Origin of the sequence: Streptomyces omiyaensis (assembly GCF_014650895.1) — a bacterium.
Lineage (GTDB): Bacteria > Actinomycetota > Actinomycetes > Streptomycetales > Streptomycetaceae > Streptomyces > Streptomyces omiyaensis.
The window spans coordinates 90,695-103,039 of sequence record NZ_BMVV01000016.1; the positions used below are offsets into that span (position 1 = coordinate 90,695).

A 12,345-nucleotide genomic window follows, 5' to 3' on the forward strand; every position below is an offset into this window, starting at 1 on the left:
GGCGGCCGTCACCGGCCGCCGGGACACGGTCACGCTCTGCACGGACGCCGCGACGCCCCCGCGTCACCGCGGTCGTCCGGGCCTTGCCCCTCCTGCGTCACGCGTCACCCTGAGGGGGAAAGGTTCACTCCGGGAGTGACGCGTCTCACGCGCGCGCTCACGGTGTGGACCGGGCGTCCTGGGGCAGGTGTCCGCCCATGGGCAAGGGGGCGACCGGGACGCTCGGCCCCTCCGGGGGACAGCGGTTTTGAACGGTGCCCTGATCAGTGCCGTAAGGTCGGCAGCGTTCTGATTAGGTGACATGTGGAGGGGACCCCGTATGGACAGCGACGACTCGAAGCGGCTGCTGGAGCTGCTCTCGGCACGCCGTGCCGAGCTGATCGCGCAGTGGGAGCAGACCGTGGCCGCCTCCCTGCACGGCCGACTGAGCACCGTGGAGCTCGGCCGTGAGCTGAGCGAGCTGTACGACGCCATCACCGAGGCGCTGGCCGCCGGCGGCCTCGCGGGGCGCGGCCCGGAGTACGGGGTGGTGCGCAGTCTGCTGGTCGAGCTGTCGAGGAACCGGGCGCGCCAGGGCTTCACCCCGACCGAGACCGCCGTGAGCGTCTTCTCCCTCAAGGAGGTGCTGGAGTCCCTGCTCGGCGGGTCCGTCGAGGAGATCCGCGCCTACCTGCAGTTCTCGCACCTCCTGGACGACCTGGGGCTGTTCACGGTGGAGGAGTACGCGCGGACCCGCGAGGAGATCATCTCCGCGCAGTCGCAGCAGCTCCTGGAGCTGTCCACACCCGTGGTGAAGCTGTGGGACGGCGTCGTGGGCGTCCCCCTGGTCGGGACGCTGGACTCCGCCCGCACGCAGGTGGTCATGGAGAAGCTCCTGCAGGCCCTGCTGGACTCGAACTCCACTCACGCGATCATCGACATCACGGGTGTCCCCGCAGTGGACACCCAGGTCGCGCAGCACCTGCTCAAGACCGTCGTCGCGGCGCGCATGATGGGTGCGGAGTGCGTCATCTCGGGCATCCGGCCGCAGATCGCGCAGACCATCGTGGGGCTGGGCATCGAATTCGGCGACATCCCGACCAAGGCCACCCTGGCGGACGCCCTGCGTCACGCTCTCGTCGAGATCGACAAGGCCGCTTCGACCCGTGCGGCGGGCCTGCTGTGAGCGATCGCGTTCCCGTCCTCAAGATCGGGGACATCCTGCTGGTGTCCATCCAGGTCGACCTGGAGGACCAGATGGTGCTCGACCTGCAGGACGACCTGTCCCAGAAGATCGTCGCCACCTCCGCCCGCGGTGTCGTCATCGACATCTCCGCGCTGGAGATCGTCGACTCGTTCGTGGGGCGGATGCTCGCCACCACGGCGGCCATCTCCCGCGTCCTCGGGGCGGAGACGGTCGTCGTCGGCATGCGGCCCGCCGTCGCCATGACCCTGGTGGAGCTCGGACTATCCCTGGGAGGTGTCCGCACCGCGCTCAACCTGGAGCTCGGACTGGGGTACCTCCGCCGCGCACAGGCGTCATCCCCGGAAAACCGGTGAGGGACTACCCGGCCGACGAGGCCTCGCGCGAGGAAGTGCCGATCCAGGCGAGCGGGGACGTGGTGAAGGCACGCCAGACGGTACGCCTGCTCGCCCAGCAGGCCGGCCTGTCCCTGGTCAACCAGACGAAGCTGGTCACCGCCGCCAGTGAGCTCGGCCGCAACACCCTCATCTACGGGGGCGGCGGCACGGTGGAGGCCGTGGTCGTCCGCGATGTGGCCCGGGTGGGCGTGTGGGTGCGTTTCGCCGACGCCGGTCCCGGGATCCCGGACATGGAGCTGGCCCTCACGGACGGGTGGACGTCCGGGAGCGGCATGGGGCTGGGCCTCAGCGGAGCGCGCCGGCTCGTCGACGAGTTCGAACTCGACTCGACGCCCGGTGTCGGCACCACGGTGACGGTGCTGAAGTGGGCGCGGTGAACCCCGTGGCGGACGGCCGCGGCATAGAGGCCGAGGACGTGGTGTGGATACGTCTGGGAGCGGCGCTGGACGCGGTCGCGCGCCGTGAGGCCGCGCGTCTGGCGCGCCGCGTCGGGATGCCCGCCGACCGGGTGGCCCAGGTGGAGCTCGCCGTCACCGAGGCCGCCACCAACCTGCAGAAGCACGCGAAGGACGGCTCCCTCGCCCTGCGCGTCGTGACCCTGCCCGACCGGGCAGCCGTCGAGCTGATCTCGCTGGACAACGGTCCCGGCATCCCCGACCTGTCCGCGGCGCTCGCCGACGGCACCTCCAGCAGGGGCACGCTCGGCGTGGGCCTGGGCTCCATCGCCCGGTGCGCCGACACGTTCGACGTGCACTCGCTGCCGCACGCGGGGACGGCGCTCCTCGCCCGGTTCTGGTCCGTCCAGGGCGACGGCGCGGTCCCGGCCGCCGAACCGTGGGTGGCGGGGCTGACCCGGCCGATCAGCGGCGAGAGCGTGTGCGGGGACAGCTGGGCCGCACGCACCGACGAGGGACCCGGCGGGCCCGTCGTCACCGCGATGATGTGCGACGGGCTGGGGCACGGTCCGCTGGCGGCGCTGGCCGCCGAACGGGCACGGGCCGCCTTCAGGAACAATTCCCACCGATCGCCCGAGATGATCGTCAGGGCACTGCACGACCAACTGAAGGGAACCCGTGGCGCGGCGGTCGCGGTGGCACGTGCCGACCTCTCCCGCGGCGTTGTCGAGCACTGCGGTGTGGGCAACATCAGTGCCTGTGCCGTCCACGGGGACAAGCGGAGCACCCTGCTGTCGCTGCCGGGGATCGTGGGCCATCAGATGCCGAACCTGAGGACCTATCAAGCGCCCCTGGAGCGGGACGGTGTGGTGATCCTCCACTCCGACGGGCTGAGCGACCGCTGGACCCCGGCGTCCTTCCCCGGTCTGTTCGGACGGCGTCCCGCGCTCATCGCCGCGCAGATACTGGGCCAGGCGGGCGTGCGGCGGGACGACGCCGGCATCGTGGTCGTCAAGGCGACCGCCCCGTGACGTACGCGGGGTCCCACCGGCTCGGCGTCCTGTCGCTGGACGTCGACAGGGACGTGTTTGAACTCCGCAGGCAGGGACAGTTGCTCTGCAAAGCCCTGGGGCTGAAGGGCCATGAGCTGGTCCGCGTGGTAACCGTGCTGAGCGAGGTGGGGCGTGATCTGCTGGGATCTTCCGGACTCCAGGTGGAGCTCCGGGCCGAGGAGCGGTCCGAAGGGGCCTGCTTTCTCGCCTCCTTCACCTGGAGGGGTTCCGGCCGCCCCGGTGCGGAGACCGTGCGGGCGGCGCGCCGGCTCCTCGACCGCAGCGAGTACCGCACCTCGGAGGAAGGGCACACCCTGACAGTGGGACAGCGGCTGCCCTCGACGGGCACTTCCCGCCGACAGCTCATCGAGCAGGCCCACGGGGCGGTCCTCGGTTCGGGCGACCTCAGCATGAGCGAGGAACTGCGTTCGCAGAACCGCCAGCTGCTCCGGGCCCTGGAGGAGTCGCGGGCCCAGCAGGAGGAGCTGCGGCGGCTGAACGAGGAGCTGGAGGAGACCAACAAGGGGGTGGTCGCCCTCTACAGCGAGTTGTCCTCGGAGCTGGAGGAGACCAACACGGGCGTGGTCGCCCTCTACGCCGAGCTGGAGGACAAGACGCGGCAGCTGCGTCTGGCCAGCGAGGCCAAGACGAGGTTCTGGGCCAACGTCAGCCACGAGCTGCGCGCCCCGGTCAACTCGGTCATCTCCCTGGCGCGGCTGCTCATGGCCTCCGACGCCGATCCGCTGACGCCGGACCAGCGGCAGCAGCTCTCCCTGATAGCCGGTTCCGGCAGCACCCTCCTGGCTCTCGTGGAGGAGCTCCTGGACGTGGCCAAGGCGGAATCCGGGCGGCTGGAGCCGGCGCCGGCCGACACCGATCTGCGGACCCTGCTGCACCAGCTCCGCGGAACCCTGGGCGGCACGGCACACGAGGGGGTCCGTCTCGACATTCCCGACGTGTCCGATTTTCCCCGGCTGGTCACCGACGAGGTGATGCTGACCCGCGTCCTGCGCAACGTCCTGTCCAACGGGCTGAAGTTCACCACGTCGGGCGAGGTCAGGCTGACGGTCGAGACGGAGACGCGGGGCGGACGGACCTGGTTCGTGTTCACCACCACCGATACGGGCATCGGGATTCCGCTGGATCAGCAGGACCGGGTGTTCGAGGAGTTCTACCAGGTGCTGGGGATGCACCAGCGCGGACAGTCCGGGACCGGCCTGGGGCTGCCGTACGCACGCCGGCTCACCACGATCCTGGGGGGCACCCTCGCGCTGAGCAGTGCCCCGGGCGAGGGGACCACCGTGCGCGTGGACGTGCCTGCCGAGCTCGACGCGCCCGCCGCGAACGCGTCGGATCCGGACCGGGACGCACCCCGGACCGCGGAACCCGTGGGCCGGCTCGGCTCCCTCGTGGTGGTGGACGACGACCCGACGTTCCTCGGTCTGCTGCGGCCGACGCTGGAGCGCATCGCCGAAGAGGTCACCGAGGTCACGGTCAGCTCGCGGGCCTTCGAGGTGATCCGGAAGCGCAAGCCGGACGCGATCCTGGTCGACCTCGTCATGCCCGCGCCGGACGGCTACACCCTGCTCGGAGTGCTCGCCCGCGACCCGGTCACGGCGCGCATCCCCGTGGTGGTGCTGACCTCCACCGACCCCAGCGAAGTGGACCGGACCCGGCTCACCCATGCCCGTTCCGTACTGAACAAGACCCATCTCGACCGGGAGCGCATCCTGCTGGCCCTGGGGCTCGCCCCGGCCGTGTCCGCTCCCGCTTCCCCCGTGGCGGGCGACGCGCCCGCCGAGAGCGGCAGGACGACAGCGTGATCCCCGAACCGTCCCCGTCCGACAACTCGCCGGCGAGCATCCTCGTCGTGGACGACAACCCGACGAACCGGTACGTGCTGAGGACCACGCTGTCGCGGGCGGGTCACACGGTCGTCGAGGCCGAGGACGGCACCCGGGCACTGACCATCCTGAAGGCCGGTGAACCGCTGCCGGAGGTCGCCCTCGTCGACGTGCGCCTGCCCGACATGACCGGGTTCGACGTCTGCGAGCGCATCAAGGCGGATCCCGTCACGGCGGCTCTCCCGGTCATCCACGTCTCCGCGTCGGCGATCACCGCCACCGACCGGACGCAGGGCCTCAATCGCGGGGCCGACGCCTACCTGACCGAACCCATCGCCCCGGACGAGCTCCTCGCCACCGTCACCGCCGCCCTGCGCTACGCACGCGCCCGGCGCCGGGCCGAGCACCTGGCCGACCGTCTCCTGCACCTCAACGAAGCCACCCATCTGCTCTACCACGCGGACACCGCCGCCGAGGTCGCACGAGCGGCGGCGGAAGGCGCCGCGATCGTGCTGGGAACGACGGCGGTGGCGACCCTCATCTCTCCGCACGGCGAACCCACATCGGCGGTCGGCACGGCGGCACGGGCCGGCCGAAGGACCCCCGGCCCGGACGCCGCGACCGCCTCCGGCGACGCCGTCGGCGAGTTCGACGTGCGGGAACTGCCGTCGTACCAGGAGCTCGGCGAGCGCACCGGCACCCGGCTCCTGCGGGTCGACGCCGAGTCCTGGCCGGACTTTCCCCGGCACCTGATACCCGGAGGCGTGCTTGCCGCCGGTATCGCCCGGGCCAAGCCGGGGCGCCCCCCGGTCTGCCTCGCCGTACCCACCGGTGCCGTGGTGACCTCGGACGACGAGCGGCTGCTCACCCAGCTGGCCCAGGCGTGCGCCCTGGCCCTGGAAGCGCTGCGCAGCTACACGGAGGAGCACGACCTGGCGCTGACGCTCCAGCGGAGCTTCCTTCCCGACACCCTGCCCCGTTCTCCGCTGGCCGATCTGGCGGTGCGCTATCTGCCCGCCAGCGAGCACGCGGAGATCGGCGGTGACTTCTACGAGGCGCTGCCCACCCGGGGCGGGCTCCTGCTCGCCGTCGGAGACGTGGCGGGCCATTCCCTCGACGCGGCCATGCTGATGGGACAGATCCGCCATGCCCTGCGCGCCTACGCGATCGAGGAGCACTCGCCGCGGGCGATCCTCGACCGGATCGAGAACCTGCTCACGGCCATCGAGGCTCCGCTCACCCTCACTCTGTGCATCGTTCTCGTGGACGGCGACACGGGACTGCTGCACGTCGCCAACGCCGGGCACCTGCCTCCGCTTCTGCGCACCCCGGACGGAGACGTCCGTTTCATCGAGGACCACGGTCCCCTTCTGGGCCTGAGGCTCCCTCAGCCGCCGGCGGCGGAGGTGGCGGCGCCGGCGGGATCGGTGCTCGTCATGACGACGGACGGCCTGATCGAGCGGCGCCACGAGGACATCGGGGACTCGCTGACACGGCTGGCCGGCGTCATGGGGACGCTGCCGGCCGATGTGGAGAAGGTGTGCGACGGCCTGCTGACGGCGTTCCCGCCCGACGGGGAGGACGACGTCGCCCTGATGGCGGTCCGTGTCACGGGCCCGGCGGGGTGAGGGAGGGCCGCATCGGCGGCCTTCGGTCCCGTCGGCGCCGCGGAGCGGTGGCGCGCGCGGTCAGGGCCGGTCGGGTCCCAGCGCGTCGGCGGCCGTGGGCGCGAAACTGAAGACCTGGTCCAGGCCCATGATCGTGAAAACGCGGGTCAGGTCGTCGTTCACGCCCGCGAGGGAAAGGGCGCACCCGGTCGCATGCGCCTTCTGGTAGGCACCGACGAGGACGGTCACCCCGGTGGAGTCGCAGTAAGTGAGCGCGGTGAGATCGAGGACGACACGGGCGCCCGGGGCGAACAGCTCCCCCCCGAGCCACCGGGCGAGGAGCGGCGCGGTGTGGTGGTCGAGTTCACCGTCCACGACCAAGACGGTGGCGCCCGGTGCGGCGGGCCGGGGGCTGACGGTGAGGGTGTGCTCGTTCACCGGTTCTCCTGTGCGGCTGGGGTGGGTACGGGCGGCCGGTCCGGGCGAGGAGGTGTGGAGCAACGGCCTCGTCCCCGATGTCCTCCGCCTCTCCACGGCTCGACGAAGTATGTGTCACCGGCCTCCCTGCCGGGCGGGCCCATGCGCACCGGACCCCGCTTCTCCGCCGCGGCCTCGCGGGTCATGCGCACACGCCCTCGGATGCGGTGACAGGTTTATCCTACGGATCATGCCCTGTTCTCGCGGCACGCGGGCGTGTCGGCCGGGGATCGGGGCAGGCGCGCGTGGCCGGCGCCCCCACGAACCCGGTGCGACGGCGTGATGCGGGGAACGGCGGAACACGGAAAAGGGAGGACTGTCGGTGGTCGAGGGCGAGGGCCTGAAGTCCCCCGTGCCGGAAGCGGGCCCGCCCGGGGCGTTCGCCGCCGATCCGGAGATCGGCCGTGACCTCGCGGAAGTGGACTGGGCGGCGACTCCGCTGGGCCGCCCGGAGGACTGGCCGCAGAGTCTGCTCACCGCGGTCAGCATCCTGTTGTCGTCCCGCTTCTCCATGTGGATGGCGTGGGGGCCCGAGCTGACGTTCTTCTGCAACGCCGCCTACCGGCGCGACACGCTGGGACGCAAGTATCCCTGGGCGCTCGGCCGGCCGGTGCGGGAGGTCTGGGCGGAGGTCTGGGAGGACGTGCGGCCGCGTGTCGACAGCGTCCTCGCCGGAAGCTCCACGTGGGACGAGGCCCTGCTGCTGTTCCTGCGGCGCTCCGGGTTCTCCGAGGAGAGCTATCACACCTTCTCGTACAGTCCGCTCCGGGACGACGACGGCCGGGTCGTCGGCGTGCTGTGCGTCGTCAGCGAGGAGACCGACCGCGTCGTCGCCGAACGCCGGATGAGCACGCTGCGGGACCTGGGGTCGGTTCCCCTCGCGCTTCTGACCGAGCAGGAGTCGGTCGCCTTCGCCAGCCGGCAGCTGGAGCGCAACACCAAGGACCTGCCGTTCACCCTCACGTACCTGTTCCAGGAGGACGGCTCGGCCCGGCTGGAGGCGTCGACCGGAATCGCCGCGGGGCACCCCGCGGCCCCCGAGAGGCTGGTGGCCGACGACGCGTCGGCCCCGTGGCCGGTGCCGTGGCCGGCGGGGCGGGAGACCCGGCAGGAGACCGTTCCGGTGGCGCTGGACGGTCCGGCCCACGCGGCCCTGCCCGGCGGTGCCTGGCCGGAACCGCCCACGCACGCGCTGATCACGCCGCTGCCGGGCCAGGACACCACGCCGTACGGCTTCCTCGTGACCGCCCTGAACCGCTACCGGCCGCTGGACGAGGACTACCGCGGCTTCGTCGAGCTGGTCGCGGGACACCTCTCGGCCGGCGTCTCCCGTGCCCGCAGCTATCGGGCGCAGCAACGGCGTGCGGAGGAGCTCGCCGAGCTCGACCGGGCCAAGACCACCTTCTTCTCCAACATCAGCCACGAGTTCAGGACCCCCCTGACCCTGATCATGGGTCCCGTCGAGGAACTGCGGACCCGGTTGGCCGACGCCGGTGCCGCGGTGCGCGAGGAACTCGACGTCATCCACCGCAACGGACTGCGGATGGGCCGGCTGGTCAATAACCTGCTCGAGTTCTCCCGCATCGAGGCCGGGCGCGTGGAGGCGCGCTACGAGCCCGTGGACCTGGCCGCGGTCACCGCCGACCTGGCCAGCGTGTTCCGTTCCGCCGTCGACAGGGCCGGGATCGGTCTCGTGGTCGACTGCCGGCCGCTGCGGGTCCCGGTGTACGTGGACCGCGGCATGTGGGAGAAGGTCGTCCTCAACCTGCTCTCCAACGCGCTGAAGTTCACCTTCGAGGGGACGATCGGGGTCTCCGTGCGGGCGGAGGGGGCGCAGGCGGTGGTGGTGGTCACGGACACCGGCACGGGGGTGCCGGAACACGAGGTCCCCCGGCTCTTCGAGCGCTTCCACCGCGTCGCGCACGCCCGCGCGCGCTCCGGCGAGGGCAGCGGCATCGGACTCGCCCTGGTCCGGGAGCTGGTGCTCCTGCACGGCGGTGTGATCACGGTCCGGTCCGCCGAGGGCCGGGGCACACGGTTCACGGTGCGCCTGCCCTTCGGTACGGCGCACCTGCCTCCGGAAGCAGTGGCCCCCGCGGGCCCGCCGGCCACCACGGGCGACACCGCCGAGCCGTACCTGCAGGAGGCGCTGCGCTGGCTTCCCGAACCGGCGCAGGAAGGGGATCCGGTCTCCGTCGCAAGCGGCCCGGCGGCGGGAACCGTCCCGGAACCGGCCCGGAACCGCGCGGCAGCCGGCTCGACGAAGATCGTCGTGGCCGACGACAACGCGGACATGCGCGAGTACCTGACCCGTCTTTTGTCCGGTGCCGGTCACGAGGTGCGGAGCGTGCACGACGGCCAGGAGGCTCTCGCCGCGATCCGAGAGCAGGCCCCCGACCTGGTCGTCAGCGACGTCATGATGCCCCGCCTGGACGGCCTGGCGCTCGTGGCCGCGCTGCGCGCCGACCCCCGCACCGCCACCGTCCCCGTTCTGCTGCTCTCCGCCCGGGCCGGCCAGGAGGCTTCCATCGAAGGCCTGCGGGCCGGCGCGGACGACTACCTCGTCAAACCCTTCGCAGCCGGCGAACTCCTCGCCCGGGTGCGCGCCGCGGTGGAGCTCTCCCGGCTGCGCAACCACCACGCGCGCTGGCGCACCGCCCTCGTCGACTCCCTTCAGGAGGGTTTCTTCGTCTGTGACGAGGAGGGCGCGGTCATCGAGACCAACGCCGCCTTCGCCGGCATCCTCGGCTACGGCCCCCAGGAGCTGCCCCATCCGACCCCGCATCCGTGGTGGCCCGACTCCCGGCGCGACCCGGAGGCCCACCGCCAGGCGGAGGAGTCCTTCACCCGGCTGGCCCGGGCAGGAGAGGGGTCCGCCACCGTCCCCTTCACCCATCGCGACGGGCGACGGGTCTGGGTGAGTGTCACCGTGGCCCGGGCCGAGGACCCGGACACCGGGCGGCGTGTCGTCGTGGGCACCTTCCGCGACGTCACCGCCGAGCACCACGCCGTCCGGCGCGACAACGCCCTGGCGGCTCTGAGCTCCCGGATGTCCGAGGCGGACAGTACGACCGGCGTCCTCGCCGGCGCCCTGGAGGAGCTGCGCGGTCTGTGGCGTGCCCACCGGGTGACGGCAGCCGTCTTCACGGCCGGGGAGCGGCCCGAACTGACCGTGGCGGGAGCGCCGGTGACGTGGGACCGGCTCCCCGCCGGCGAACGGCGGCTGCTGACCGGGCTGAGCGGGCGGCCCCCGCTCACACCGGTGGCGGACGATCACGGCGCGGGCATCCTGGTGGAGCATCCCGACGGCCCGCTCGCGCTCCGGGTGGACCTCGGCCTCCGGCGCCCCTTCAGCGGGGAGGACGAACTGCTGCTGTCCCTGCTGGCCGGGCGACTGGCGCAGGCACTGGGCCGTGCCCGGCAGGTCGACCGGCAAAGGGAGACCGCGCTCGCCCTGCAGCGGGCCATCCTCGGTCCCTCCCGGCTTCCCGGCGGGTTCGCCGTGCGCTACGAACCCGCCGTCCGGCCCCTGGAGGTGGGCGGGGACTGGTACGACACGGTGCCCCTGGCCGACGGACGCATGGGCATCGTCGTGGGGGACTGCGTCGGCCGCGGGCTCGGAGCCGCCGCGGTCATGGGGCAGCTCCGCAGCGCGTGCCGGGCACTGCTCCTGCAGCAGCCGGATCCGGCCCGGGTCCTCATGGCACTGGACCATTTCGCGGTCGGCGTCCCCGGCGCGCTGTGCACCACGGTGTTCTGCGGCGTGCTCGATCCGCGAACCGGAAGCCTGAGCTATTCCAGCGCCGGCCACCCCCCGGGCATCCTCACCCCCGCGGACGGCGCCACGGTCCTGCTGGAAGAGGGCCGCTCCATCCCGCTCGGCGTCCTTCCCGGGAGGGACCGTCCGACCGGCACGTGCGTCATGCCGGCCCGCTCCACCCTCCTGCTGTACACCGACGGCCTGGTCGAACGCCGCGGGGTGCCGCTCACCCAGGGCATCGCCCGGGCGGGCCGTGCCGTCCAGGACGGCCGCGGCACGGACCTCGACGCCCTCGCCGGCGACCTGATGGCCCGTCTGGCGCCGGCGGACGGCTACGACGACGACGTCGCGCTGCTGCTCTACCGCCACCCCGCTCCCCTCGACCTCGTGTTCCCCGCCGAGTCGGGACAGCTCGCGACCGTCCGCCAGGCCCTACGCGGCTGGCTCAAGCAGTGCGACGTGCCCGCGGACACGGCCCAGAACGTCCTCGTCGCGGCCGGAGAGGCGTGCGCCAACGCGATCGAGCACGGTCACCGGGACTCCCCCGGCGACACCGTGCGTCTCCACGCCGAGACCTCGGGCGCCGCACTGCGCCTCCGCGTCGAGGACACCGGCCGCTGGAAGCGGCCCGACCCCCGGGCGCTCCCCCGCCGCGGACGCGGAGTGGCCCTCATGCGTGCTCTGATGCAGCAGGTCACCATCGTTCCCGGTCCTGCCGGGACCACCGTCGACATGCACACGAGGATCACTCCATGACCACGACTCCGCTCCTCCTCACCCCCGGCCGCCGGGCGGACGACACCCCGGTCCTGAAGGCGGCCGGTGAGATCGACATGAGCAACGCCGATGCCCTCGCCTCGGCTCTCGACGCGCTGCCGGGCCGCATCGTCGTCGATCTCACGGCGGTGGAGTACCTCGACAGCGCCGCGCTGAGCGTGCTGTTCGCCCGTCACGAGCGCATCGAACTCCTCACGTCCCCCTTGATCGCCCCCGTGCTGGCGGTCTCCGGTCTCGCCGACCTCACCACCGTCCGCGAGACGGACGGCTGAGGGCGGCAGGGGGGAGCCGGGCGTCCCGCGCCGGCCCCGTCGAGTGACGGCCCGGGACGCCGGGGCCGGACCGCGTCGGAGGGGACGGCGCCGGCTCAGTCCCGCGCCGGACCGGGCCGCTCCGGTCCTCGGGGGCGGCGCCCCGCGCCTTGTGCGCGGGCGTGACGCGCGTACAGCACCGTCACCGTCACCGGAAGGCCGGCGAGGAGGAGCGAGAGCCCCACGGGGAGCACGCCCGCCCACACCGTGGGCGAGAGGTACGCGGTCCCGGAGGCGTCGTCCAGCCGCGCGCGGACCGGCGGTGAGCCGATGTCGCCCTCGACGGTGGCCGCGAACGGCGAACCGCCGCCGTCCGGGGTGAAGGTGCCCGAGCAGGACTCCGGCGTTCCCCCGTCGGCCGCGGTGGCGTCGTGGGTCCGGCAGCCGATCTCGCTCACGGTGCCGGGCTCGCCCCACAGGGCCGCCCGCGGCTCTCCGGTGAAGTTCGCCAGCACGGCGTAGGCCAGGACGAGCCCGGCCAGGCAGGCGAGGGCGAGCCACGGCGCCGGTCCCACCCGCTCCCGCTGCCCGTCCAGGACGC

10 protein-coding genes are annotated in these 12,345 nt (G+C 72.7%); 8 read left to right on the top strand and 2 right to left on the bottom strand.

The genetic code is table 11. From position 1 onward, the window contains the following. Positions 1-319: 319 nt before the first annotated feature. The 6 genes from IE287_RS24705 to IE287_RS24730 are packed head-to-tail and all read left to right on the top strand — an operon-like array spanning position 320 to position 6,500. Positions 320-1,165, top strand: a complete 846-nt coding sequence (locus IE287_RS24705) for an STAS domain-containing protein (RefSeq protein WP_189851365.1) — start codon at positions 320-322, stop codon at positions 1,163-1,165. Continuing rightward, positions 1,162-1,539, top strand: coding sequence for an STAS domain-containing protein (locus tag IE287_RS24710; protein ID WP_189851366.1), 378 nt, complete (start codon positions 1,162-1,164; stop codon positions 1,537-1,539). Before IE287_RS24705 ends, IE287_RS24710 begins: the two co-directional genes overlap by 4 nt. Further along, positions 1,536-1,958, top strand: coding sequence for an ATP-binding protein (locus IE287_RS24715; RefSeq protein WP_189851367.1), 423 nt, complete (start codon positions 1,536-1,538; stop codon positions 1,956-1,958). The genes IE287_RS24710 and IE287_RS24715 overlap by 4 nt, the downstream gene beginning before the upstream one ends. Then, entirely contained in the window at positions 1,955-3,007 is a 1,053-nt protein-coding gene (locus IE287_RS24720; protein ID WP_229883704.1) for an anti-sigma regulatory factor, read from the top strand. The genes IE287_RS24715 and IE287_RS24720 overlap by 4 nt, the downstream gene beginning before the upstream one ends. Then, on the top strand, positions 3,004-4,851 hold the full coding sequence (locus IE287_RS24725; RefSeq protein ID WP_229883705.1) for an ATP-binding response regulator: 1,848 nt from the start codon (positions 3,004-3,006) through the stop codon (positions 4,849-4,851). Before IE287_RS24720 ends, IE287_RS24725 begins: the two co-directional genes overlap by 4 nt. Then, a complete protein-coding gene (locus IE287_RS24730) occupies positions 4,851-6,500 on the top strand; it encodes a fused response regulator/phosphatase (protein WP_189851437.1) in 1,650 nt (549 codons plus the stop codon). Before IE287_RS24725 ends, IE287_RS24730 begins: the two co-directional genes overlap by 1 nt. Positions 6,501-6,560: 60 nt before the next feature. Here the strand turns inward: IE287_RS24730 and IE287_RS24735 are convergent, their stop codons facing one another. After that, on the bottom strand, positions 6,561-6,917 hold the full coding sequence (locus IE287_RS24735) for an STAS domain-containing protein (RefSeq protein WP_189851369.1): 357 nt from the start codon (positions 6,915-6,917) through the stop codon (positions 6,561-6,563). 361 nt (positions 6,918-7,278) lie between these two features. Between IE287_RS24735 and IE287_RS24740 the strand changes: the two genes are divergently transcribed. Both IE287_RS24740 and IE287_RS24745 read left to right on the top strand, forming a co-directional pair. Next, positions 7,279-11,472 (top strand): SpoIIE family protein phosphatase, encoded by a 4,194-nt coding sequence (locus IE287_RS24740; RefSeq protein WP_373307892.1) that lies wholly within the window; start codon positions 7,279-7,281, stop codon positions 11,470-11,472. Continuing rightward, positions 11,469-11,765: an STAS domain-containing protein gene (locus tag IE287_RS24745; RefSeq protein WP_189851370.1), complete on the top strand. Its 297-nt coding sequence runs from the start codon at positions 11,469-11,471 to the stop codon at positions 11,763-11,765. The genes IE287_RS24740 and IE287_RS24745 overlap by 4 nt, the downstream gene beginning before the upstream one ends. A gap of 95 nt (positions 11,766-11,860) precedes the next feature. Here the strand turns inward: IE287_RS24745 and IE287_RS24750 are convergent, their stop codons facing one another. Continuing rightward, positions 11,861-12,319, bottom strand: a complete 459-nt coding sequence (locus IE287_RS24750; RefSeq protein ID WP_189851371.1) for a hypothetical protein — start codon at positions 12,317-12,319, stop codon at positions 11,861-11,863. Positions 12,320-12,345: the final 26 nt, after the last annotated feature.